General features: G+C 57.9%; 20 protein-coding genes. 6 read left to right on the top strand and 14 right to left on the bottom strand.

Features of this window, described 5'->3' with window-relative positions:
• Positions 1 to 32: 32 nt before the first annotated feature.
• From glpX to AC3WS9_RS21895, 3 genes are all read right to left on the bottom strand, one after another.
• On the bottom strand, positions 33 to 1,043 hold the full coding sequence (gene glpX, locus AC3WS9_RS21905; RefSeq protein WP_282492150.1) for a class II fructose-bisphosphatase: 1,011 nt from the start codon (positions 1,041 to 1,043) through the stop codon (positions 33 to 35).
• Between the two features lie 162 nt (positions 1,044 to 1,205).
• Positions 1,206 to 2,714: a glycerol kinase GlpK gene (glpK, locus tag AC3WS9_RS21900; RefSeq protein ID WP_095283965.1), complete on the bottom strand. Its 1,509-nt coding sequence runs from the start codon at positions 2,712 to 2,714 to the stop codon at positions 1,206 to 1,208.
• A 21-nt stretch (positions 2,715 to 2,735) separates the two neighbouring features.
• Entirely contained in the window at positions 2,736 to 3,581 is an 846-nt protein-coding gene (locus AC3WS9_RS21895; protein WP_282492149.1) for an MIP/aquaporin family protein, read from the bottom strand.
• A gap of 395 nt (positions 3,582 to 3,976) precedes the next feature.
• Between AC3WS9_RS21895 and zapB the strand changes: the two genes are divergently transcribed.
• Positions 3,977 to 4,222, top strand: a complete 246-nt coding sequence (zapB, locus tag AC3WS9_RS21890) for a septal ring assembly protein ZapB (RefSeq protein ID WP_282492148.1) — start codon at positions 3,977 to 3,979, stop codon at positions 4,220 to 4,222.
• Between the two features lie 58 nt (positions 4,223 to 4,280).
• Here the strand turns inward: zapB and rraA are convergent, their stop codons facing one another.
• From rraA to priA, 7 genes are all read right to left on the bottom strand, one after another.
• On the bottom strand, positions 4,281 to 4,766 hold the full coding sequence (gene rraA / locus AC3WS9_RS21885; protein WP_095283960.1) for a ribonuclease E activity regulator RraA: 486 nt from the start codon (positions 4,764 to 4,766) through the stop codon (positions 4,281 to 4,283).
• Positions 4,767 to 4,858: 92 nt separating this feature from the next.
• The gene (gene menA / locus AC3WS9_RS21880; RefSeq protein ID WP_285154625.1) at positions 4,859 to 5,779 is read right to left on the bottom strand and encodes a 1,4-dihydroxy-2-naphthoate polyprenyltransferase; all 921 of its coding nucleotides are present in this window, start codon (positions 5,777 to 5,779) and stop codon (positions 4,859 to 4,861) included.
• Positions 5,780 to 5,846: 67 nt separating this feature from the next.
• The gene (hslU, locus tag AC3WS9_RS21875) at positions 5,847 to 7,178 is read right to left on the bottom strand and encodes an ATP-dependent protease ATPase subunit HslU (RefSeq protein ID WP_492490249.1); all 1,332 of its coding nucleotides are present in this window, start codon (positions 7,176 to 7,178) and stop codon (positions 5,847 to 5,849) included.
• A gap of 9 nt (positions 7,179 to 7,187) precedes the next feature.
• Entirely contained in the window at positions 7,188 to 7,718 is a 531-nt protein-coding gene (gene hslV / locus AC3WS9_RS21870; RefSeq protein WP_282492145.1) for an ATP-dependent protease subunit HslV, read from the bottom strand.
• A 92-nt stretch (positions 7,719 to 7,810) separates the two neighbouring features.
• Positions 7,811 to 8,839 carry a cell division protein FtsN gene (gene ftsN, locus AC3WS9_RS21865; protein WP_492490248.1) on the bottom strand — a complete coding sequence of 343 codons (1,029 nt, stop codon included), beginning with the start codon at positions 8,837 to 8,839 and terminating at the stop codon, positions 7,811 to 7,813.
• 93 nt (positions 8,840 to 8,932) lie between these two features.
• Complete coding sequence (gene cytR / locus AC3WS9_RS21860; protein ID WP_282492143.1) at positions 8,933 to 9,958, bottom strand: DNA-binding transcriptional regulator CytR; 1,026 nt, start codon at positions 9,956 to 9,958, stop codon at positions 8,933 to 8,935.
• Positions 9,959 to 10,088: 130 nt separating this feature from the next.
• The gene (gene priA / locus AC3WS9_RS21855) at positions 10,089 to 12,284 is read right to left on the bottom strand and encodes a primosomal protein N' (RefSeq protein WP_492490247.1); all 2,196 of its coding nucleotides are present in this window, start codon (positions 12,282 to 12,284) and stop codon (positions 10,089 to 10,091) included.
• Positions 12,285 to 12,486: 202 nt separating this feature from the next.
• On the opposite strand from priA, the gene rpmE reads away from it, so the two are divergent.
• Complete coding sequence (gene rpmE / locus AC3WS9_RS21850) at positions 12,487 to 12,699, top strand: 50S ribosomal protein L31 (RefSeq protein ID WP_015960996.1); 213 nt, start codon at positions 12,487 to 12,489, stop codon at positions 12,697 to 12,699.
• Positions 12,700 to 12,747: 48 nt separating this feature from the next.
• On the opposite strand, the gene metJ is transcribed toward rpmE, so the two are convergent.
• Positions 12,748 to 13,065, bottom strand: coding sequence for a met regulon transcriptional regulator MetJ (metJ, locus tag AC3WS9_RS21845; protein ID WP_015960995.1), 318 nt, complete (start codon positions 13,063 to 13,065; stop codon positions 12,748 to 12,750).
• A 274-nt stretch (positions 13,066 to 13,339) separates the two neighbouring features.
• Here metJ and metB point away from each other — a divergent pair, with 274 nt between their 5' ends.
• From metB to katG, 4 genes are all read left to right on the top strand, one after another.
• Positions 13,340 to 14,500, top strand: coding sequence for a cystathionine gamma-synthase (gene metB / locus AC3WS9_RS21840; RefSeq protein WP_492490246.1), 1,161 nt, complete (start codon positions 13,340 to 13,342; stop codon positions 14,498 to 14,500).
• A gap of 2 nt (positions 14,501 to 14,502) precedes the next feature.
• Positions 14,503 to 16,935, top strand: a complete 2,433-nt coding sequence (locus AC3WS9_RS21835; protein ID WP_285146531.1) for a bifunctional aspartate kinase/homoserine dehydrogenase II — start codon at positions 14,503 to 14,505, stop codon at positions 16,933 to 16,935.
• Between the two features lie 288 nt (positions 16,936 to 17,223).
• Positions 17,224 to 18,114 (top strand): methylenetetrahydrofolate reductase, encoded by an 891-nt coding sequence (gene metF, locus AC3WS9_RS21830; RefSeq protein WP_285148568.1) that lies wholly within the window; start codon positions 17,224 to 17,226, stop codon positions 18,112 to 18,114.
• Positions 18,115 to 18,323: 209 nt separating this feature from the next.
• Complete coding sequence (gene katG / locus AC3WS9_RS21825) at positions 18,324 to 20,501, top strand: catalase/peroxidase HPI (protein WP_324723219.1); 2,178 nt, start codon at positions 18,324 to 18,326, stop codon at positions 20,499 to 20,501.
• 118 nt (positions 20,502 to 20,619) lie between these two features.
• On the opposite strand, the gene gldA is transcribed toward katG, so the two are convergent.
• Genes gldA through ptsP form a run of 3 tightly spaced genes read right to left on the bottom strand, consistent with a single transcriptional unit; the run spans position 20,620 to position 24,914 of the window.
• A complete protein-coding gene (gene gldA, locus AC3WS9_RS21820) occupies positions 20,620 to 21,723 on the bottom strand; it encodes a bifunctional L-1,2-propanediol dehydrogenase/glycerol dehydrogenase (RefSeq protein ID WP_285146534.1) in 1,104 nt (367 codons plus the stop codon).
• A 12-nt stretch (positions 21,724 to 21,735) separates the two neighbouring features.
• Complete coding sequence (gene fsa / locus AC3WS9_RS21815; protein WP_492490245.1) at positions 21,736 to 22,398, bottom strand: fructose-6-phosphate aldolase; 663 nt, start codon at positions 22,396 to 22,398, stop codon at positions 21,736 to 21,738.
• Positions 22,399 to 22,412: 14 nt separating this feature from the next.
• Positions 22,413 to 24,914 (bottom strand): phosphoenolpyruvate--protein phosphotransferase, encoded by a 2,502-nt coding sequence (gene ptsP, locus AC3WS9_RS21810; RefSeq protein ID WP_492490244.1) that lies wholly within the window; start codon positions 24,912 to 24,914, stop codon positions 22,413 to 22,415.
• Positions 24,915 to 25,136: the final 222 nt, after the last annotated feature.

Genomic DNA, 25,136 nt, shown 5'->3' with positions numbered 1-25,136 from the left:
AGCGGCTGGAAAGCTCATTCGAACAAATTGCCTTACAGAATGTGCGTCTGTACGTTCGGGTCTTTGCGATCGAGATAGTGAATCGACTGAATGCGGCGGATTGTGCGGGATTTGCCGCGAATCAGTAGGGTTTCGGTGGTCGCCATATTGCCCTTGCGGGTGATGCCGTCCAGCAGATCGCCTTTGGTGATGCCGGTGGCCGAGAAGATGACGTTATCGCTGCGCGCCATCTCGTCGAGACGCAGCACTTTGTTGGCCTCGATGCCCATCGCTTTGCAGCGTGCCAGCTCGTCTTCACCGATGCGACGGTTCTCTTCGCTGTCGCCTTTGACGTCATGACGCGCCAGCAGGCGGCCCTGCATATCGCCGTCCAGCGCGCGAATGACAGCAGCAGACACCACGCCTTCCGGTGCGCCGCCGATGCCATACAGCACATCGACTTCGCTGTCTGGCATACAGGTCAGAATCGACGCCGCGACGTCGCCGTCAGGAATGGCAAACACCCGCACGCCCAGCTGCTGCATCTGCGCGATGGTCGCGTCGTGGCGCGGTTTTGCCAGAATGGTGACGGTGAGTTCGCCGAGCGGTTTACCCAGCGCGGCAGCGACATTGCGCAGGTTCTCTTCCAGCGGCAGGTTAAGATCGATAGATCCTTTTGCGCCCGGCCCGACAATCAGCTTTTCCATGTACATGTCAGGGGCGTTGAGGAAGCAACCCTTGTCGCCGACGGCCAGTACCGCCAGCGCGTTGGCCTGACCCATGGCGGTCATGCGGGTGCCTTCGATCGGGTCAACGGCGATATCCACCGCGTCGCCGTTGCCGGTCCCGACTTTTTCACCGATGAAAAGCATTGGCGCTTCGTCGATCTCGCCTTCGCCGATGACGATGGTACCGTCAATGTTGACCTGGTTGAGCATAATGCGCATCGCGTGGACGGCAGCACCGTCAGCGATATTTTTATCGCCGCGACCTAACCATTTATAGCCCGCCAGGGCGGCGGCTTCGGTTACGCGGGAGAATTCGATAGCAAGTTCACGTCTCATCAGATACTCGTGCAGTCAAAAGGAATTGCACGAAGTTTATCACAGAGTGGTCGAGGGTGCGGTTTGATGCCCTCACCCCGGCCCTCTCCCACGGGGAGAGGGAGAAAACCGGCGAGTTCCCTCTCCCTTTGGGAGAGGGTTAGGGTGAGGGGAATGGTCGAATTACTCGTCGTGATCTTCCCACGCCAGCGCGCGTTTCACCGCTTTTTTCCAGCCGCTGTAGCGAACGTTACGCTCGGTGGTTTCGATGCCTGGGCGGAATTCGCGTTCGATAACCGCTTTCTCCTGCAGCTCGTCCAGGTTCTGCCAGAAGCCCACCGCCAGACCGGCCAGGTATGCCGCGCCCAGCGCCGTCACTTCACGCACTTCCGGACGCTCCACGCGGGTGCCCAGAATGTCGGACTGGAACTGCATCAGGAAGTTGTTCGCCACCGCACCGCCGTCCACGCGCAGGGCGTGCAGACGAATGCCGGAGTCAGCCTGCATCGCTTCCAGCACGTCGCGCGTCTGGTAGGCGATGGATTCGAGCGTGGCGCGAATGATGTGGTTGGAGTTCACCCCACGCGTCAGACCGAAGATGGCGCCACGGGCATACGGGTCCCAGTATGGCGCACCCAGGCCGGTGAATGCTGGCACCACGTACACGCCGTTGGTGTCTTTCACTTTGGTTGCGAAATACTCGGAATCGAACGCGTCGCTGATCAGTTTCATTTCGTCGCGCAGCCACTGAATGGACGCTCCCGCCATGAATACCGCGCCTTCCAGGGCGTAGTTCACTTCACCTTTCGGACCGCAGGCGATGGTGGTCAGCAGGCCGTTTTCTGATTTCACCGCTTTCTCGCCGGTGTTCATCAGCATAAAGCAGCCGGTGCCGTAGGTGTTTTTCGCCATCCCTTCTTTCACGCACAGCTGGCCAAACAGGGCCGCCTGCTGGTCACCGGCGATGCCGGAGATCGGAATACGCGTGCCGCCTTTCCCGCCGATGTTGGTCTGACCGTAGACTTCGGAAGACTTGCGCACTTCCGGCAGCATGGCGCGTGGAATATCCAGCGCGTCCAGCATCTTGTCATCCCACTCGAGGGTGTTGATGTTGAACATCATGGTACGTGAGGCGTTGGTGTAATCCGTCACGTGTACGCGCCCCTGCGTCATCTTCCAGATAAGCCAGGTATCGACGGTACCGAACAGCAGTTCGCCGCGTTTCGCACGCTCACGGGAGCCTTCTACGTGGTCCAGAATCCACTTCACTTTGGTGCCGGAGAAGTACGGGTCAACCACCAGGCCGGTGGCGCTGCGGATGTACTCTTCCATGCCGTCGCGCTTGAGCTTCTCGCAGATATCCGCGGTACGGCGACACTGCCAGACGATGGCGTTATAAATTGGCTTACCGGTTTCGCGTTCCCAGACAATCGCCGTTTCACGCTGGTTGGTGATACCGATCGCGGCAATTTCGTCGGAGCTGATGTCGGCTTTCGCCAGCACTTCGACCAGCGTGGAGCTCTGGGTCGCCCAGATCTCCATCGGGTCGTGCTCAACCCAGCCTGGCTTAGGGTAAATTTGTTCGAATTCGCGCTGTGACACGCTGACGATATTCGCGTCATGATCCATTACGACAGCGCGGGAGCTGGTAGTGCCCTGGTCGAGCGCAACGATATATTTTTTGTCGGTCATAGTATGTGTCCCGTAGTCAGATTACAGCGAAGCATTTTGTTGTGTGGCAGAGGTCGTTTCCTTCTCTTCTTCCACACAGGTGTCGCACGGTAAGTGGCGACCAATTAATTTACGATAGCCGAAGGCACCCAGCGCAGCCCCTACAATCGGGCCGAACAGCGGCACCAGGAAGTAAGGAATATCTTTCGCGCCGGTGAAGGCCACGTCGCCCCAGCCTGCAAAGAAGGCGAAGGTTTTCGGTCCAAGGTCACGCGCCGGGTTCATCGCAAAGCCGGTCAGCGGCCCCATAGATGCGCCGATCACCGCAATCAGCAGGCCGATCAGCAGCGGTGCCAGCGGGCCACGCGGAATGCCGTTGCCGTCATCGCCCAGCGCCATAATGACGCCCATCAGAATAGCGGTAATCACCATCTCAACCGCGAACGCCTGCACAAAATTGATATGTGGGTTCGGATAAGTGGAGAAGATACCCGCCAGATCAAGACTTTCGACGCTGCCGCGCACCATATGATGCGTCTGTTCGAAGTCGATGAAAAGATTGTAATAAAGCCCGTAAACTAATGCCGCTGCGCAAAAGGCGCCGGCAAATTGCGAAATGATGTAGGGTACGACTTTGCGTTTGTCAAAGCATGCGAACAGCCACAGCGCGATGGTCACCGCCGGGTTGAGATGTGCACCGGAAACCCCTGCGGTCAGGTAGATGGCCATCGCCACGCCCAGACCCCAGATAATGCTGATTTCCCACTGACCGAAGGTGGCGCCCGCCACTTTCAGTGCTGCGACACAGCCTACCCCGAAGAAAATCAACAACCCGGTACCAAGGAACTCGGCGATGCACTGGCCTTTTAAGGTTGATGTCTGACTCATAATCGGAATCCTGAAGAAAGATGAATGTTATTGTTAGCGCAGCGACAGCGGACAGCCACGATGTCCTGTAGACATGGTGTTAATTTATCGTTAACGAGCAAAAACGAGAAATATCGAAATCAAAATGTGTGTGCTGCGTCAATAAAATGAGCGTTATCGCGCCATAAAGCGCATTTTTGCATCATTCTGAAAATGAGAGCTGAATCATTTCATTAACTAAAGTATTAACAATTTAGGGGTATATGCGGCGAACGCACCAGGACCAGGCCGAAAAGTGTTGCAAACCGCAATCTGCGCGGCGTGCTGCTGGACAGGGACGGCGGCGCTCCATACAATCGACAACTATATGTCGTGCGCGTTTTCGTTAAAGCGTCGCCTTGCAATTCAGGAGAGGTATGACCATGTCATTAGAAGTGTTTGAGAAACTGGAATCGAAAGTACAGCAGGCGATTGACACCATCACGCTGCTGCAGATGGAAATCGAAGAGCTGAAAGAAAAGAATAATTCGCTGTCGCAGGAAGTGCAGTCTGCTCAGCACGGCCGCGAAGAGTTAGAGCGCGAAAACAGCCAGCTGCGTGAGCAGCAGAACGGCTGGCAGGATCGTCTGCAGGCACTGCTGGGGCGTATGGAAGAGGTTTAATTCCGTAGCTTATACAGAAAAGTAGGCCGGGTAAGCGCAAGCGCCACCCGGCTTTTTTTTACTCGATATCCAGCGGATCTTCGGAAAGGATAATGCCGGTATTGTCGGCGTAGAGATGGTCGCCGGAGAAGAAGGTCACGCCGCCGAAGTTGACGCGCACGTCGCTTTCGCCGATGCCGTCACCCGCCGCGCCCACTGGAATGGCCGCGATGGCCTGGATGCCAATATCCAGCTCTTCCAGATCGTCCACCTGGCGCACAGAACCGTACACCACCAGACCTTCCCACTCGTTTTGCACGGCAAGACGGGCAAGATCGGCGTCGATTAACGCGCGACGCATTGAACCCCCGCCATCGACCAGCAGAATGCGACCCCGGCCGTTCTGTTCGAGAAGTTCATACAGCAACCCGTTATCCTCGAAACATTTTACCGTGATGATCTGTCCGCCAAACGACGACCGTCCACCAAAGTTGGAGAACAGCGGTTCCACGACGTTGACATCTTCCTGGTAGATGTCACAAAGCTCGGAAGTATCGTATTTCATAGGTTTACTGTCTGGTTGCTGCGAATGTGTTCAGTATATCGCGCGAATCGCATTGTTTGCAAAATCATCAATTGTTAATTGATATTTGTCAGTTAACCGACCGTCTGACTCAGCACAATTCCGATAACAAATAACAGGTTAGTCAGCAGCGCCCCTTTTACCGTGCGTTCGAGCATCGGCGGCATCGCAGCGGGACTCTTCTCACGCATCACGAAGCGCGCCTGTTTGACTAGCAGCGGTGCGGCTAAAACGAACAACCAGCCCCAGATGCTGTGCAGGGAAATCAGGTTAAACAGCGCCAGGCAGACCAGCGCGCCCATCAGCAGACCGGTGTGATAGCGGCGTGCATTTACCGGGCCTAAGCGTACCGCCAGGGTGTTTTTGCCGTTCAGACGATCGCTGTCGATATCGCGCAGGTTGTTGATGTTCAGCACCGCCGCCGCGAGTAAACCGCAGGCGGTCGCCGGGAGGAACAGGGCCGGGATCAGCGTGTGAGCCTGCAAATACCAGCTTCCCATCACGCTCAGCCAGCCGAAGAACACCAGCACGGAGATATCACCCAGGCCAATGTAACCGTACGGGCGTGTGCCGACGGTGTAGGTAATGGCCGCGATAATCGCCAGCAGCCCCAGCACCATAAAGCCGATGAAATCCGCGGTGGTCTTACAGGCGACCGACACCAGCGACAGCCCCGACAGGCAGATCAGCACCACGGTGATAATCAGCGCGCGCTTCATCTGCGCCTGGGTAATCACCCCTTTCTGCATCCCGCGCAGCGGCCCGATGCGGTCAGGTTTGTCGCTGCCTTTCACCGCATCGCCATAGTCGTTGGCGAGGTTTGAGAGGATTTGCAGCAAACCGGCGGTGATCAGCGCCAGGACTGCGACCAGGGGATCGAAATGCCCCTGCCACCAGGCCAGAGCGGTGCCCACAACGATGGCGGCAAACGCCAGAGGTAAGGTCTTAGGACGCAGGCTTTCGAGCCACGCCTGAGTACGGCTGATATCAGTCATAGTATTTAGCCAATAAAAATGGGGGCAGTAGCCCCCATCAATGATGATGAAATTACATTAAGCGCGATTATAGGATAAAACGGCTTAGATCTTCATCTGCCACTAACGCATCCAGATGTTTACTCACATAACCTGCATCAATGGTAATGCTCTGACCGGTCAGATCGCTGGCTTCGTAAGAGATATCTTCCACCAGACGCTCCAGAACCGTGTGCAGACGACGCGCACCGATGTTCTCGGTGGTTTCGTTCACCTGCCATGCGGCCTGAGCGATGCGTTTGATACCGTCTTCAGTAAACTCGATGTTCACGCCTTCGGTCGCCATCAGCGCTTTGTACTGCACGGTAATGGAGGCATTTGGCTCGGTCAGGATGCGCTCGAAATCTTCGGTGGTCAGCGCCTGGAGTTCAACGCGAATCGGCAGACGACCCTGCAGTTCCGGGATTAAATCGGAAGGCTTCGCCACCTGGAATGCGCCGGAAGCGATAAACAGGATATGGTCAGTTTTGACCATGCCGTGTTTGGTCGACACGGTACAGCCTTCTACCAGCGGCAGCAGGTCGCGCTGTACACCTTCGCGAGACACGTCCGGGCCGTTGGATTCGCCGCGTTTACAGATCTTGTCGATTTCGTCGATAAACACGATGCCGTGCTGCTCAACTGCGTCGATCGCGTCCTGCTTCAGCTCTTCCGGGTTCACCAGTTTCGCCGCTTCTTCTTCAATCAGCAACTTCATCGCGTCTTTGATTTTCAGCTTACGCGGTTTTTGCTTCTGGCCGCCCAGGTTCTGGAACATGGACTGCAGCTGGCTGGTCATCTCTTCCATACCCGGAGGGGACATGATTTCGACGCCCATCGGTGCCGCCGCGAGATCGATCTCAATCTCTTTGTCGTCCAGCTGACCTTCACGCAGTTTCTTGCGGAAAGACTGGCGCGCCGCGGATGGCTCAGCCGGTTGCTCTGACTGGCCCCAGTTATTTTTCGCCGGTGGGATCAGGGCGTCGAGAATACGCTCTTCCGCCATCTCTTCGGCGCGGTAGCGGTTTTTCTCAATCGCCTGAACGCGGACCATTTTAATCGCCGAGTCGGTCAGATCGCGGATGATAGAGTCCACTTCTTTACCGACATAGCCCACTTCGGTGAACTTGGTCGCTTCGACTTTGATGAACGGCGCGTTGGCGAGTTTCGCCAGACGACGGGCGATTTCGGTTTTACCGACACCGGTCGGGCCGATCATCAGAATGTTTTTTGGCGTCACTTCATGGCGCAGCTCTTCGTCGAGCTGCATGCGGCGCCAGCGGTTACGCAGGGCAATGGCAACGGAGCGTTTGGCGTTATCCTGGCCAATGATGTGCTTGTTCAGCTCGCTGACAATTTCGCGTGGGGTCATTTCAGACATGGGAGATCCTTACGCTTTAGAGTTCAATTCTTCGATGGTATGGAAGTGGTTGGTGTAGATGCAGATATCACCTGCAATACCCAACGCCTTCTCGGCAATTTCGCGGGCGCTCAGATCGGTATTTTCCAGCAGAGCGCGCGCGGCGGCCTGGGCGTAAGGACCGCCGGAGCCGATAGCAATCAGATCGTTTTCGGGCTGAACGACATCGCCGTTCCCGGTGATGATCAGAGAGGCGTTTTCATCGGCGACGGCCAGCAGCGCTTCCAGTTTGCGCAGCATACGGTCGGTACGCCAGTCTTTCGCCAGCTCAACGGCAGCTTTGACCAGATGGCCCTGATGCATTTCCAGCTTACGTTCAAACAGTTCAAACAGCGTGAAGGCGTCTGCGGTGCCGCCTGCAAAACCGGCGATCACTTTGTCGTTATACAGACGGCGAACTTTCTTCACGTTGCCTTTCATGACGGTATTACCCAGCGTGGCCTGGCCGTCGCCGGCGATTACCACATGGCCGTTACGGCGTACACTTACAATTGTTGTCACGAGCAGACCCCCTGGTTACAAATTGGGAACAGATACCCCGAGCCTGTGCTCGGGGCTGAATAGAATGATAGATGGGGGGGATTTTGGGGGTTTCAACCCCCAGAGGCGAGTCGAATGCAGTTTGTGTGGCCAGCGACCTTCAGACGGCTGATGGTGCCATCCGCGTTATCTTTGCCTTTCACCGGGCCAATCACCACGCGATTCCAGCCGTTGTTGGTGGTAATGCGTGAATCAAATCCTTCGAACGCGAGCTGGGCGCGGACGGTTTCGGCCTGCTCTGCGCCTTTAAACGAACCGCACTGCACCATCCAGCGGCGCTCGTCTTTTTTCTCTGCCGTTTGCTTCGGTGCTTCGGTGGCCTGCGTCACCGGCGCGCTCTGCTGAGGCTGTGCTTTCGGCTGCTGCGCGGCGGTATGGGCAGGCGTTTGCAGCAGATCCTGATACGGCTGAGTCGACGTCGCAGGTTTTTGCGCCTGCGCTTTCGGCGGCTGTTGAACCGGCTGGGTCTGCGCCGTGCGCGTTTGCTGCTGCGGCTGCTGATACGGCTGTTCCGTCACGCGCGGCTGAGTGCGAGGCTGCTGCACTGGCTGCGTTTGCGTCCACTGCTGCTGCTGTTGCTGCTGTTGCTGCTGCACTTGCTGTTGAACCTGACGCTGACGTTGCAGGGTTTGCTGGCGCTGCTGCGGCGTCTGTTCGTTCCACGGCACTTCGTTCAGCTGCGTCGGCTGCTGGCGCATATCGGCCTGCATCTGGGCCAGCAACTGGCGTTGTTCGTTGGTGAGCTGATCGGCGTTTTTCACCTCACCACCGGCAGAAGGCTCGGTGGGCGCACGCACGCCCGGCTGGCGGCTTTCCAGCTCTTTGATGTAGCGCCAGCGCTCTTCAGGTTTCGGCGGCAAACCATTTCCCACCACTTTGCTGCCCTGAAGGGCTTCAGCATCTTCTTTCTTGTGGTGAGTAATAAAGTACAGACCCCCGATGAAGGCCACCAGAACGGCGGCAGCAATCGCGACCATTGCTGGCGAGACAGAAGGCAGACTACGCTGCTTGCTCCGTGAGGTGCTCTTTTTGCGTCGCGAAGGTGCCGGCTGGCCGCGACGTACATAATCTCGTTGTGCCACTATCGTTTCGCTGTATTTATTCGTTCGTCAGCCCGCCATGTTACTTAAGCGGCGGGCCTTTGACCAGATACGGGAGTCTGAAAGGCGTTTACTTTAAGTAAGCGCCTGTGTGGAGCCGCGAATGATCAGTTCGCAATCGAGCAAACGCGAGCCGCTGCTGACCGCCTGACCGTGCAGCTGATCGAGCAGCAACAGCATCGCTTCGCGGCCAATGTCGTAGCGCGGCTGGGCGACCGTCGAGAGCGGCGGGTCGCAAAACTCGGAGAGCGAAATGTTATCGAAGCCGATAATCGACAAGTCTTGTGGCACCCGCAAACCGCGACGTTTGGCATAGGACAACGCGCCCAGCGCCATCACATCGCTGTGACAGAACACAGCGGTCGGCGGTTCAGGCTGCGCGAGTAATTTTTCCAGCGCCAGTCCACCCGCTTCGAGGGTGAAATCGCCCCGGGCAATATAATGCGGATCGACCGTCACGCCGGCGCGGCGCAGCGCCTGAACGTAGCCCTGCAAACGGTAGTGACACAGCGGCATCTCTTCCGGCCCGGCGATACAGCCGATGCGCTTATGCCCCAGCTCCTGAAGATAGTTCACGGCGTTGAAGGCGGCAGTCAGGTTATCGATGTGGACGGTCGGCAGCTCCAGCTCGGGCGCGAACTCGTTCGCCATCACCATCGGCGGCAGATTGCGCTGCTCTTCGATGCTGGCATCAAACGGCAGGCGCGAGCCGAGCAGCAGCATGCCGTCGATCTGCTTGGTGATAATCAGGTCAATAAAGGTTTTTTCTTGCTGATTCTGGTGGGCGCAGTCGCCAATCAGCACCAGATAGCCTTGCTCCGCGGCGGTGACTTCAATGCCACGGATAATTTCGCTGAAGAAGGGATCGCAAATGTCCGGCACGATAACCAGAATGGTACGCGATTCGTTACGCTTAACATTACGCCCCATGGCCTGCGGCAAATAGCCGACTTCCAGCGCCGCCTGCTCGACGCGATTGCGCGTCGCCTGAGAGACTTTATCCGGGTTCATTAATGCGCGGGACACCGTTGCCGTGGATACTTTGGCTTTCTGGGCAACGTCTTTCATGGTCGCCGAAGCAACCTCTTTCCTGGACTTCAACGTCTTCTCCTCGCAGGACCACAGAACTTCTGACTCATCCATTTTTACAGATAGTTTGTGGAAGCGGTTACAGAATTTTCATAAAAAGTGTGAGATGCGTTCAACTTTTCGATCGCTCTCGCACCGTTCTTTAACCTTCGATGGGATCGACGTCGAGAACCCACTTCACTTTGCGCGCTTCGGGCAGGGTGTTGATCAGCGCCAGCGTGCCGCTGATAACGTGCTGCAAACGCACGCGGGACGGGTGCTGGAGCAGAATCTGCCAGCGATAGCGGCCCCCGCGCTTCGGGGCCAGCGCCGGGACCGGGCCTAAAATCCACAGCTGATTATCGACCAGCGGGCTGGCCTGCAGCAGATTGCGCAGCTGCTGTAAGAAAAGCGGTGCCTGCTGATTGTTATGATCTTCCGCGCGGATAATCACGTGGCTGGTCCACGGCGGCAGTTGCAGCGTCTGACGCTCGGCGAGCGCCTGATCGGCAAAGGCGTCGTAGCCTTTATGCAGCAAGGTTTGCAGCAGCGGATGTTCAGGGTGATGGGTTTGCAGCACCACTTCGCCCTGTTTTCCGGCGCGTCCGGCGCGGCCTGCGACCTGGGTATAAAGCTGGGCAAAGCGCTCGGCGGAACGGAAATCGGCGGAGAACAGCGCGCCGTCAACGTCCAGCAGGGCGACCAGCGTCACGTCGGGGAAGTGGTGACCTTTCGCCAGCATCTGGGTGCCAATCAGGATCCGCGCGCCGCCACGGTGCACTTCGGCCAGCTGTTGCTCCAACGCCCCTTTGCGGCTGGTGGTGTCGCGATCGATACGCGACAGCGGCACGCCGGGGAAGAACGGCGCGAGGGCCTGTTCGAGTTGTTCGGTACCCAGACCCACCGGCACCATATGCGTCGAGCCGCACGACGGGCACTGGCGCGGCACCGGGCGCTGACTGTCGCAGTGGTGACAGCGCAGATGATGCTGCGCCTGATGCAGAGTGTAATAATGGTCGCAGCGCGGGCACTCGGCGATCCAGCCGCAGTCGTGGCACAGGAGCGTCGGCGCGAATCCGCGGCGGTTCAGGAACAGGATCACCTGATTATCGGCCTGCAAATGCTGGCGCATACGGCCAATTAGCGCGGGCGCGAGACCCGCCTGCACCGGCTGACCTTTCAGATCCAGCACGTGCTGCGTGGCCGGGCGGGCATTCCCCGCGCGGCGCGTCAGGCGCAGCATGTGATATTTGCGCTGGCGCACGTTGTGCAGCGTTTCCAGTGCGGGCGTTGCCGAGCCAAGGATGATCGGAATCTGTTCGCTGTGAGCGCGATACACCGCCAGATCGCGGGCGTGATAGCGCCAGCCTTCCTGCTGTTTATAGGAGCTGTCGTGCTCTTCGTCGATCACAATCACGCCGAGATTTTTAAACGGCGTAAAGAGTGACGAGCGGGTGCCAATCACAATCGCCGCCTCGCCGTTTTTGGCTTTCAGCCAGGCGCTGAGGCGTTCGGTGTCATTTAAACCGGAGTGCAGCACTTCCACCGGAGCGTTAAAGCGCTCGCGAAAACGGGCGATGGTTTGCGGCGTGAGGCCGATTTCCGGGACCATCACCAGTGCCTGTTTGCCCTGGGCGAGGACGTTTTCGAGAACGCTCAGATACACTTCCGTTTTACCGGAACCGGTGACGCCCGCGAGCAGCCAGGCGGAGAATCGATCCGACGCGCTGTGAATCGCCCCGACGGCGGTGGCCTGTTCGGTGTTGAGACGCAGCCTGTCACCCGACACGGAAAACCCATCACGCCAGTCCAGCAGCGCCGGGGATTCGCTGGCGAGCTCGCACAGACCTTTCTTTCTTAACCCTTGCAGCGCCGCGTCGTTAAAATCCAGCTCTGTCACCTGATGCCGCCAGATTCGTCCCTGACGCAGCGCGGCGAGCGCCTGCTGCTGTTTGGGGGAACGCTTCAGGCTGTTGATATCCACCGCCTGACCCTGCTCGGTGGCAAACCAGTACCACATCGGCGCGTGGCTGGCGCTTTTGCCCTGACGCAGCAGAATCGGCAGGGCGTGGAACAGCACGTCGCCAATCGGATGGTGATAGTAATCCGCGGCCCACAGCAGCAGTCGCCAGACGCTGGACGAGTAAACGGGCTCGTCGTCCAGCACTTCCACCACCGCTTTGAGTTCATTGAGCGGCAGCTCGCTTTTGTCGCTCACGGACACCACGATCCCGACGCGCTGTTGCTTACCAAACGGCACGCTCACGCGGCAGCCCGCTTTGGCGCTCATGCTGTCGGGCAGCAGATAGTCAAAGGTGCGGGGAAGCGGAACGGGCAGGGCAACGTGAGCGACGGGCATCGAATCTTCCTGACTTGAAAAGTGGCGCGTTAGTATACACATTAGATGCTGGAGGTGTGCGGATCAGTTTGCAACCGCTGGTCATATTCTGTATGATTCGCCGCCTTTGGTGCATTTTGCTTCAAAGAACATACATTCAACATCGCGTGGTGTCTGGCGTTAGGGCTGGAAGAGCGACGCGGCCTTAACTGAGGTTCTCCCCATGAAAAAAGATATTCACCCGAAATACGATTTTATTACTGCAAACTGCTCTTGCGGTAACGCGATCAAAATCCGCTCTACAGTGGGTCACGATCTGAACCTGGACGTGTGTGGTCAGTGCCACCCGTTCTACACTGGTAAGCAGCGTGACGTTGCAACCGGTGGCCGTGTTGACCGCTTCAACAAGCGTTTCAGCATCCCGGGCGCTAAATAAGCTACCCGAAAAAAAAGCGCCGAAAGGCGCTTTTTTTGTATCTGCAATTCAGTATTCCCACGTATCCGGGTCGATACCCAGTTCACGCATGATCACTTTCGCCGCTTCCGGGATTTCATCGCTACGCTCTTTGCGCAGGTCTTCATCGTTCGGCAACGGCTGACCAGTAAACGCATGCAAAAATGCTTCGCACAGCAGTTCGCTGTTGGTCGCGTGACGCAGGTTGTTCACCTGACGACGCGTGCGTTCATCGGTGAGGATCTTCAACACCTTCAGAGGAATGGAAACCGTAATTTTCTTTACTTGCTCACTCTTCTTACCGTGCTCAGCGTATGGGCTGATATATTCGCCGCTCCATTCAGCCATGAGACCTTTAATCCTCTTTGTCATTAATAAAGGCTAAAACCTTACATTCGATAAGGCTTTCAACCGTAATCTCGCGTAGTTTACCGTAAGGACGATACCGTGACACGGATATTGCCACTGCGGCGTGCACTAAAGCATGTAATTTTAACGGCTATTCTCGCATTGCTCAATCTATACGCAAAGAAGTTTAGATGTCCAGATGTATTGACGTCTATAGTTTCAGTGTTTACTCTGGTGCCTGACTTTTCACCTCATTAGCCAGGAAGCCTTCACCATGACGCGTAAACAGGCCACTATCGCAGTGCGTAGCGGATTGAATGATGACGAGCAGTACGGCTGCGTTGTCCCGCCGATTCATCTTTCCAGTACTTACAATTTCACCGGATTTAATGAACCCCGTGCGCATGACTACTCGCGTCGTGGCAACCCTACGCGTGACGTAACCCAACGCGCGCTGGCGGAGCTGGAAGGTGGTGCGGGCGCAGTCCTGACCAATACCGGCATGTCGGCCATTCACCTGGTGACCACCGTATTCCTGAAACCTGGCGATCTGCTGGTGGCCCCGCACGACTGCTACGGCGGCAGCTACCGTCTGTTCGACAGCCTGGAGAAACGCGGCTGTTATCGCGTTTTATTCGTCGATCAGAACGATGAGCAGGCACTAAAATCGGCGCTGGCCGAAAAGCCAAAGCTGGTCCTGGTGGAAAGTCCAAGCAATCCATTACTGCGCGTCGTCGATATTGCGAAAATTTGTCAGCTCGCAAGGGATGCGGGAGCGATAAGTGTAGTGGATAATACGTTCCTCAGTCCGGCGCTGCAGAACCCACTTTCTCTGGGTGCGGATCTGGTATTGCATTCATGCACTAAATATCTGAACGGCCACTCTGACGTGGTCGCCGGGGTGGTGATTGCCAAAGATCCTGATGTTGTCACCGAACTGGCATGGTGGGCCAATAACATTGGTGTCACTGCGGCAGCGTTCGACAGCTATCTGCTGCTGCGCGGTCTGCGTACGCTGTCGCCGCGCATGGAAGTGGCGCAGCGCAATGCCCAGGCGATTGTCGAGTTCCTGAAGAACCAGCCGCTGGTGAAAAAGCTGTATCACCCGTCGCTGCCGGAAAACCAGGGCCACGAGATTGCCGCGTGCCAGCAGAAAGGTTTTGGCGCGATGTTAAGTTTTGAACTGGATGGCGATGAGCAAACGCTGCGTCGCTTCCTGAGCGGGTTGTCACTGTTTACGCTGGCGGAATCCTTAGGGGGAGTCGAGAGCTTGATCTCCCACGCCGCGACCATGACGCACGCAGGCATGGCGCCAGAGGCGCGTGCCGCCGCCGGAATATCCGAGACGCTGTTACGCATCTCAACCGGTATTGAAGACTGTGAAGATTTAATTGCCGATCTGGAAAATGCCTTCCGGGTCGCAGCCAAGGGGTAATCATGAGTGTGATAGCGCAGGCAGGGGCGAAGGGTCGTCAGCTGCACAAGTTTGGTGGTAGTAGTCTTGCTGATGTGAAATGTTACCTGCGTGTCGCAGGGATCATGGCGGAGTATTCGATGCCGGGCGACATGATGGTTGTCTCGGCGGCAGGCAGCACTACCAACCAGTTGATTAGCTGGCTGAAATTAAGCCAGACCGATCGCCTTTCTGCGCATCAGGTTCAACAAACATTACGCCGCTATCAGAGCGATTTGATCTCGGGCCTCCTGCCAGCGGACGCGGCAGATGCTCTTATCAGCGCTTTTGTGCACGATCTTGAGCGTCTGGCCGGACTGCTGGACAGCGGCATTACCGATGCGGTTTACGCTGAGGTAGTAGGCCACGGCGAAGTCTGGTCTGCGCGCCTGATGGCTGCGGTCCTTGAACAGCAAGGGCTGGAAGCCGCGTGGCTTGACGCGCGTGATTTCCTGCGCGCGGAACGTGCGGCACAGCCGCAGGTCGACGAAGGTCTCTCTTATCCGCTTCTGCAACAGCTGTTAGTGCAGCATCCGGGCAAACGCATCGTCGTGACGGGCTTTATCAGCCGCAGCAATGCGGGCGAAACCGTGCTGCTGGGCCGTAACGGTTCGGACTACTCGGCAACGCAAATCGGCGCTCTTGCGGGCGCATCACGCGTCACCATCTGGAGCGACGTGGCCGGGGTTTACAGCGCCGACCCGCGCAAAGTGAAAGATGCCTGCCTGCTGCCGCTCCTGCGTCTCGACGAAGCCAGCGAGCTGGCCCGTCTGGCCGCGCCGGTGCTTCACGCGCGTACCTTACAGCCGGTTTCCGGCAGCGATATCGACCTGCAACTGCGCTGCAGCTACACGCCGGATAAGGGCTCGACCCGCATCGAACGCGTGCTGGCATCGGGTACCGGGGCGCGTATCGTCACCAGCCATGATGACATTTGTCTTATCGAATTCCAGGTGCCTGCCGGACAAGATTTCAAACTGGCACACAAAGATATCGACCTGATCCTCAAGCGCGCTCAGGTGCGTCCGCTGGCCGTTGGCGTACACAATGACCGCCAGCTGCTGCAGTTCTGCTACACCGCAGAAGTGGCGGACAGCGCGCTGAAAATTCTTGATGAAGCGGGTCTTCCGGGCGAACTTCGCCTGCGTCAGGGGCTGGCGCTGGTCGCGATGGTCGGCGCGGGTGTCACCCGTAATCCGCTCCATTGCCACCGTTTCTGGCAACAGCTGAAAGGCCAGCCGGTGGAGTTCACCTGGCAGTCGGAAGAGGGCATTAGCCTGGTGGCAGTACTGCGCAAAGGCCCAACCGAGAGCCTGATTCAGGGGCTGCACACCACCCTGTTCCGCGCCGAAAAACGTATCGGTCTGGTGCTGTTCGGGAAGGGCAATATCGGTTCCCGCTGGCTGGAGCTGTTTGCCCGCGAGCAAACCACGCTCTCTGCGCGCACCGGTTTTGAATTTGTCCTCGCGGGTGTGGTGGATAGCCGCCGCAGCCTGCTGAACTACGAGGGTCTCGACGCCAGCCGTGCTCTCGCTTTCTTCAACGATGAAGCGGTCGAGCAGGACGAAGAATCGCTGTTCCTGTGGATGCGTGCGCACCCGTACGACGATCTGGTGGTGCTGGATGTCACCGCCAGCGAGCAGCTGGCCGATCAGTACCTCGATTTCGCCAGCCACGGTTTTCACGTCATCAGCGCCAATAAACTGGCGGGCGCAAGCAGCACCGATAAATACCGTCAGATCCACGACGCGTTTGAAAAAACCGGTCGTCACTGGCTGTATAACGCCACCGTGGGCGCCGGTTTGCCGGTCAACCACACCGTGCGCGACCTGATCGACAGCGGCGACAGCATTCTGGCGATCAGCGGAATTTTCTCCGGCACGCTCTCCTGGCTGTTCCTGCAGTTCGACGGTACGGTTCCGTTTACGGATCTGGTGGATCAGGCGTGGCAGCAGGGGCTGACCGAGCCCGACCCGCGCGTGGATCTCGCCGGGAAAGACGTGATGCGCAAGCTGGTGATCCTGGCGCGTGAAGCGGGTTACGACATCGAACCCGGCCAGGTGCGCGTGGAATCGCTGGTGCCGTCGGGCTGCGAAGAGGGATCTGTCGATCACTTCTTCGAGAACGGCGACGAGCTGAACGAACAGATGGTCTCACGCCTGGAAGCCGCGCGCGAAATGGGGCTGGTCCTGCGCTACGTGGCCCGTTTTGACGCCAACGGCAAAGCGCGCGTTGGCGTGGAAGCGGTCCGCCCTGAGCATCCGCTGGCGGCGCTGCTGCCGTGCGATAACGTCTTCGCCATCGAAAGCCGCTGGTATCGCGATAACCCACTGGTGATTCGCGGCCCAGGCGCGGGACGCGACGTCACCGCCGGGGCGATTCAGTCGGATATTAATCGTCTGGCGCAGCTGCTGTAGGTTTTAAACCCTCGCCCTCACCCTAACCCTCTCCCCAAAGGGGAGAGGGGACTGCTCGGAGCCGTCTTTTCCCCCTCGCCCCTTTGGGTAGAGGGCCGCGGTGAGGGCATCAGGCCGCACCCACCCACCATCATGAACCTTCTTCATCTTCCCTGAACATTCCTCACCGTATTTGCCGATGATTTCTGTTGACGGCATCCCGCTTTTCCGTCATTTTTACATCTAGACGTCTAAACGTATAGCAGTTCACAACACAACAACAATGACACGCGATTGATGAGGTAAGGTATGAGCTTTTTTCACGCCAACCAGCGGGAAGCCCTGAATCAGAGCCTGGCTGAAGTGCAGGGCCAGATTAACGTCTCTTTTGAATTCTTTCCGCCGCGCACCAGTGAAATGGAGCAAACCCTGTGGAGCTCTATCGATCGCCTGAGCAGCCTGAAGCCGAAGTTTGTCTCGGTGACTTACGGCGCGAACTCCGGTGAGCGCGACCGTACGCACAGCATTATTAAGGGCATCAAGGATCGCACTGGTCTGGAAGCGGCACCGCACCTGACCTGTGTCGACGCGACCCGCGACGAACTGCGCACCATCGCTCAGGATTACTGGAACAACGGCATTCGCCATATCGTGGCCCTGCGCGGCGACCTGCCCCCGGGCAGCGGCAAGCCGGACATGTACGCAACCGATCTGGTGGCGCTCCTGAAAGAGGTCGGCGATTTTGACATCTCCGTGGCGGCGTATCCGGAAGTGCATCCGGAAGCGAAAAGCGCGCAGGCGGATCTGCTCAACCTGAAACGCAAAGTGGATGCCGGTGCAAACCGCGCGATCACCCAGTTCTTCTTCGACGTCGAAAGCTATCTGCGTTTCCGCGACCGCTGCATCACCGCGGGCATCGATGTGGAAATCATTCCGGGCATCCTGCCGGTGTCGAACTTCAAGCAGGCGAAGAAATTTGCTGACATGACCAACGTGCGCATCCCGCTGTGGATGTCGAAAATGTATGAAGGGCTGGATGATGACGCCGAAACCCGCAAGCTGGTGGGGGCGAATATCGCGATGGACATGGTGAAAATCCTGAGCCGCGAAGGGGTGAAAGACTTCCACTTCTACACCCTGAACCGCGCCGAAATGAGTTACGCCATCTGTCACACCCTCGGCGTCCGCCCTGGCCTGTGATTGAAAAACCCTCTTCGGAGGGTTTTTTGTTTTTAGACTTTCCCGCTTTCCCTGCCATATCAACGCTCCCGCCTCGCCTGACAATGAACTTATAATTTCCAGGGTGTATTAAACGGAAATAACTATCGAATCCGTGCGTTATCTCAACTATACCTTCTAAGCAGAGGTGTATATCTTTAAGGTAAATACAGTAGAGGGAGCATAGAGATATGAGCACAGAAGATACCCATAACACGTTATCAACCGGACAGTGCCCTTTTCATCACGGCGGGCCTGACCAAAGCGCGGGGGCCGGTACAAGCACTCGCGACTGGTGGCCAAAACAACTCCGCGTCGATCTTTTGAATCAACATTCCGACCGTTCGAACCCGCTGGGTGAAGACTTCGACTACCGCAAAGAATTCAGCAAACTCGATTACTCCGCACTGAAAGGCGATCTCAAAGCCCTTCTGACCGATTCCCAACCCTGGTGGCCAGCCGACTGGGGCAGCTACGCGGGCCTGTTTATTCGTATGGCGTGGCATGGCGCAGGCACTTACCGTGCTGTTGACGGTCGCGGCGGCGCAGGGCGCGGTCAACAGCGTTTTGCTCCTTTGAACTCTTGGCCGGACAACGTCAGCCTTGATAAGGCGCGCCGTCTGTTATGGCCAATCAAGCAGAAATACGGCCAGAAAATCTCCTGGGCCGACCTGTTTATCCTCGCGGGTAACGTGGCGCTGGAAAACTCCGGCTTCCGTACCTTTGGTTTCGGTGCCGGGCGTGAAGACGTCTGGGAACCGGATCTGGATGTGAACTGGGGCGACGAGAAAGCCTGGCTGGCGCATCGCGATCCTGAAGCGCTGGCGAAACGCCCGCTCTCGGCCACCGAAATGGGGCTGATTTACGTCAACCCGGAAGGCCCAAATGCCAGCGGTGAACCGCTGTCTGCGGCGGCGGCTATTCGCGCCACCTTCGGCAACATGGGTATGAACGACGAAGAGACCGTGGCGCTGATCGCAGGTGGCCACACGCTGGGTAAAACCCACGGCGCCGCAGAAGCGACGCACGTCGGCGTTGACCCTGAAGCGGCTCCGATTGAATCACAAGGTTTGGGCTGGGCGAGCACCCACGGTAGCGGTGTGGGCGCAGACGCCATCACCTCTGGTCTGGAAGTGGTCTGGACGCAAACGCCAACTCAGTGGAGCAACTACTTCTTCGAGAACCTGTTCAAATTCGAATGGGTACAGACGCGCAGCCCGGCAGGCGCGATTCAGTTTGAAGCCGTCGACGCGCCAGAGATGATTCCTGATCCGTTCGACCCGTCGAAAAAACGCAAACCAACCATGCTGGTTACCGACCTGACCCTGCGCATGGATCCGGAATTCGAGAAGATTTCTCGTCGTTTCCTCAACGATCCGCAGGCGTTCAACGAAGCCTTTGCCCGCGCGTGGTTCAAACTGACGCACCGGGATATGGGGCCAAAAGCACGGTACATCGGACCGGAAGTACCGAAAGAAGATCTGATCTGGCAGGACCCACTGCCACAGGCGTTCTTCCAGCCAACGGCTGCAGATATTGAAAGTCTGAAAGCGGACATTGCCGCTTCCGGGCTGACGGTCAGCGAACTGGTGTCGGTTGCCTGGGCGTCGGCGTCCACCTTCCGTGGCGGCGATAAGCGCGGTGGTGCGAATGGTGCGCGTCTGGCCCTGGCTCCGCAGCGCGACTGGGATGTGAATGCGGCGGCGGCGCGAGCTCTGCCAACGCTGGAAGCGATTTATAAATCGGCACACAAAGCCTCACTGGCCGATATCATCGTGCTGGCCGGTGTCGTGGGCGTTGAGCAGGCTGCGAAAGCGGCAGGTGTTTACGTCAACGTACCGTTCACGCCGGGCCGTGTGGATGCGCGTCAGGATCAGACGGATATCGAGATGTTCGATCTGCTCAAGCCGGTTGCCGATGGGTTCCGTAACTACCGTTCCCAGCAGGATGCCGCGACAACAGAATCTCTGCTGATCGACAAAGCGCAGCAGCTGACGCTCACCGCGCCAGAAATGACCGCGCTGGTGGGCGGGATGCGCGTGCTGGGAGCCAACTTTGACGGCAGCCAGAATGGTGTCTTCACAGATCGCGTGGGCGTGCTCAGCAATGACTTCTTCGTCAATCTGCTGGATATGAACACCCAATGGAAAGCCACCGATGGCTCAAACGAACTGTTTGCAGGCAGCGATCGTGCGAGCGGAGAGGTGAAATACACCGCAACGCGTGCCGATCTGGTGTTCGGTTCTAACGCGGTTCTGCGCGCCCTGGCGGAAGTGTATGCCAGCCAGGATGCCGGTGAGAAGTTCGTGAAGGACTTCGTTGCCGCCTGGGTGAAAGTGATGAACCTGGATCGTTTCGACGTGCAGTGATTCTGAGCTCATGAAAATCCCCGCCGAGGCGGGGATTTTTTTGCCCGGCGGCGCTTCGCTTGCACGGGCCTACGGGTTTTGTAGGCCGGGTAAGCGCAGCGCCACCCGGCACTTTCAACTATTCCCACTCATGCAAAAAACGCTGCCCATACTGGTCGGCGACCAATAATGCCGCGTATACCTGATCCGGTATCACACCGCCCGGCATGTTGTGAATCGTCTCGCCTTCCGCACAGGATGCCTCTGCCACCAGACGCATTTTCCCCGGAATATCCTCTTTGATATCCAGCTGCGCCAGGGTAATCGGCAAGCCCACGCTGTGACACAGCGCGGCCACTGTTTCGATCTCCTCCAGCGGAGCGTTTTCCAGCACCAGCTGGGTGAGCGTACCGAAGGCAACTTTTTCACCGTGATAATAGTGGTGCGCATCCGGGATCGCGGTCAGGCCGTTGTGGATCGCATGCGCCGCGGCTAACCCGCCGCTCTCAAAGCCCACGCCGCTCAGGTAGGTGTTGGCTTCAATCACGCGTTCCAGCGCGGGTGTCACCACGTGCTGCTCGGCGGCGAGCATCGCCTTTTCACCCTCTTCGAGAAGCGTGTTGTAGCACAGCTCGGCCAGCGCCAGCGCGGCCTGGGTGCATTTCCCGCCCGCCATGGTTGTCGCGCCGCTGCGGGAACAGGCCCGCGCTTCAAACCAGGTCGCCAGCGCATCGCCAATCCCGGCGGCCAGCAGACGCGCAGGCGCTCCGGCCACCACTTTGGTGTCGACGATTACCATGTTTGGGTTGTGCGGCAGCATCAGATAACGATCAAACTCGCCGCTGTCGGTGTAGATAACCGAAAGGGCGCTGCACGGCGCATCCGTAGAGGCAATGGTTGGGGCGATGGCGACGGGCACATCCATAAAGTGGGCGAGCGCTTTCGCGGTATCCAGAGTTTTGCCGCCGCCTATGCCGAGGACAGCCTGGCAATCGGCGCTTTTCGCCAGCTTGCGCAGGCGGTCGATTTCATTCTGGGAACATTCGCCGCCAAACGGTGCAATTTCGACATGCAGTTCAGCATGTTTGAAGCTTTGACGTAGCGTCTCTTCGGCAAAGCCGAGAACGAATTTATCACCGACGACCAGCCACCGTGCGGCCAGCGGTTTCAGGTAGTCGCCGAGGCGGGTAAGCACATCCGCGCCCTGGATGTATTTTCCCGGTGATTGAATGATACGGTCCATAACGTTTCTCCCTTAGAGATTGAGGTTACCAAACGCGTTTTTCCAGTCGTGCTCGAACTTCTCTATAGCCGACTCTACCGCGGGCGTACCGAGCATTTGTTGCGCTACATCTAAAGGAAGGGTGATTGCCTCACATCCGGCGAGCAGGCAGTCGAGTGCCTGGCGCGGAGTTTTGAAGCTGGCGGCCAGCACTTTGCTCTCGGGGGCGTGCAGTTCCAGCAGGGATTGCAGCTCCTGCACCATGCGAATGCCGTCCCCGCCCTGGGCATCGACGCGGTTCACGTAAGGCGCGACATATTTCGCCCCTGCCAGCGCGGCGAGTAAACCCTGCGCTGCGCTGTAAACGGCGGTACCGAGCGTGGTAATGCCTTCTTTTTTCAGGATCTTGATCGCCGCCAGACCTTCCGCGGTTACCGGGATTTTGACCACGATATCGGGAAAGACATTATTCAGACGCTTGGCTTCGGCGACCATCGTTTCGGCATCGCGGCCCATGGTCTGAGCAAACAGAATGCCCTCCGGGCCGATGGCTTTTTGCAGGCGCGGCAATACATCCCAGAGTGATTCGCGGCTGGCGGCGACAATGCTTGGGTTGGTGGTAACGCCAGCAATCGGGAAAATACGGGCGAGGCGTTCAACTTCCGCCACGTTGGCGGTATCCAGATACAGTTCCATGACTCTTCCTCTGTTTACAGTTCTAATTCACGTTGCAGCAGGGCCGCGATGGCCTCTTCGGAGCTGGCGTTGACCAGCGCGTTGCGGAAATCTTCATGCATGATGCGCCGCGCCAGACGCGAGAAAATGCGCATGTGCTGGTCGCCTGCGGCGTGTTTGTTGAGGGTCAGCATGATGATGAACTGCGCCTCTTCGTCACCCCACTGCACGGGAGCTTTGAGGCGCGCGACGCTGATGGTGGATTGTTCAATGTGCTCAGATTTGCTGTGGGGAATGGCAAAACTGAAACCCAAACCGGTAGAGAACACGGCTTCGCGCGCCCATAAATCGGCTTCCAGTTTGCGCGGATAGCGGCAGCGCCCGGCCAGGAGCAGCTTGTCGGTCATGCCTTTCATGACCTCTTCTTTGCTGGACCAGTCGTTATCGAGTGAAATACAGCGCGGCGTCACCAGCGGCGTGTCCTGCTGATTCATGCGGAACTGGGCTAACAGATGCTCCACTTCCAGCGAGGTGCGACACGCCATCGCCTGGTTGAGCAACTGACGGCAGGCGCGGCTATCGAGCTGGGCCATGCGTGCTTTGGTCGCCGGAATCGACGGCGAACCCATACTGAGTTCATCCAGCCCCAGCCCGACCAGCAGCGGTAACACCGAGCCTTTTGCCCCCAGCTCGCCGCAAAGCCCAATCCATTTCCCCTGACGATGCACGGCCTGCACGGCGAAATCGAGCGCCCGCAGGAACGCCGGATTCAGGCTGTTGTAATGGCGTGTGACTTTGGCGTTATCCCGGTCGACCGCCAGCAGATATTGCGTCAGGTCGTTGCTGCCGATGCTAAAGAAATCAATCTCTTCACAGCACTGGTCGATGATAAACATCACCGATGGCACTTCGAGCATGATGCCGAGCGGGATCTTCTCCTCAAACGGAATATGCTCGGCGCGCAGCTGCTGTTTGGCTTCGGCGAGTTTCTCTTTCACCCACAGGATCTCCTCCATCGAGGAGATCATCGGGATCATGATCTTGAGACTGCCGTGGGCCGAGGCGCGAAGGATCGCCCTGAGCTGGGTGGTGAACAGCGCGGCGTACTCTTCATAAATACGCACCGCGCGATAGCCGAGGAACGGATTGTTCTCCGCCGGGATATTCAGATACTCGACGGGTTTGTCACCGCCGATATCCATGGTGCGCACGATAATGCTACGCCCGTTCGCGCTCTCCAGTGCCTGGCAAAAAATGTTGTACAGCTCGTTTTCGCAGGGCGCGCTGGCACGATCCATGTAGAGCATTTCGGTGCGGAACAGGCCCACGCCTTCGGCTCCGTTGCCAAAGGCGGCCTGGGCTTCTGCCGAATGGGCAATGTTGGCGGCAATTTCAATGCGCAACCCGTCTGCGGTTCTCGCCTCGCGATCGAGCCAGATGCTTTGCTGTTCGCGCAGTGCTTTCTGTACCGCCTGTTCCTGCTGGTAATAACGGGCAACCGCCGGGCTTGCATTCACCACCACCGCCCCGGCATTGCCGTCAATAAATACCGGCTGGTCGCGCCACGAAAGCAGGCTGTCGCTGTCCACACCGACCAGCGTCGGGATGTTAAAGGAGCGCGCCAGAATCACCGTATGAGAGGTGGTCCCGCCGCTTTTAAGCAGCAGACCTTTCAGAAGGGTTTTATCCAGCTCGAGGAACTGACCTGGCGTGAGATCCTCGGCAAGACAGACGGACGGTTGCGTCAGCTGGCCCGGTGCCGGGAAGCGCTGTTCGCCGTAGATCTGCTGTAACAGCTGATAGCAGACATCGCGCACGTCGAGCACGCGTTCCTGTAAATAGCTGCTGCTGGAGCGCGAAAACTCAGCGCAGAAATGATTTGCGGTGGCGATGATCGCCTGGGCGCTGCTCAGCCCCTGATTGACGCCCGCCAGCAGGTGCTGGCGCAACGAGGTATCTGTCGCCAGCGAGCGATGGGCTTCCAGAATCGCGCTCGCCGTGCTGTCGCTGTCCAGGGCGCGAAGTTCGATGCTTTTCACCAGCAGCGTCAGACCCTGATCCAGCGAAGATTGCTCCTCTTCGCGGCTTTTCGCAGCAGGAAGAGACGTTAGCGCGTTGAGATCGAGTGAAGTGAGTAGCGTCAGTACGCCGCGATCGCTCCCGCTGCACACCGGCAGGGCGCGAAAGAGCGTCGGGTTAAGGCGGGTCAGGGATTCCGGCAGCGGATCGAGATCGGTACTGATGGCGGCGGCCAGCGGGGCGTCGCAGTGCGGGAACTCCTCTTTGAGCCACTGCGTCAGACGCAGATGGGCGTTCAGCTCGTCTGCGCCTGTAATGAGCAGTCGGCAGGCATCGCCCGTCAGGGTGTCGGTGCCGATCAGCGCCAGCGCGCTTTTGGCGTCCCCTTTACGATCGCTGCGCAGATTGTGCCACTCAATCTGCGAGGCAAAGGTATTGCACAGCGTTTCAACATGGCTTGCCGGACGGGCATGGACGCCATTGGGCAACTCACAGACAAACTCGACTACCTGGGTCATACGCACACTCCTGAAATCCCAAACCACTATTAGGGGAAAGCATACGAGCGTGACGACGAACCGCGCCATGTGACAAAACTGCCAAACGCTGGACAAATGTAATGTCTGGCTAAAAGTGAGATTTGACTCACAGGTTCTCTGTTTTTGGGCACTTCGACGCGGGGCGGAAATTACGAGGCGGATCGCATTTTTCTTTCTACATTACAAAAATCCAGCAAATGG

The sequence above is a fragment of the Lelliottia sp. EB106-05-01-XG201 genome, assembly GCF_058791735.1.
Note: the sequence above shows the minus strand (reverse complement) of the source record. Positions and strands in the feature narration are given on the sequence as shown.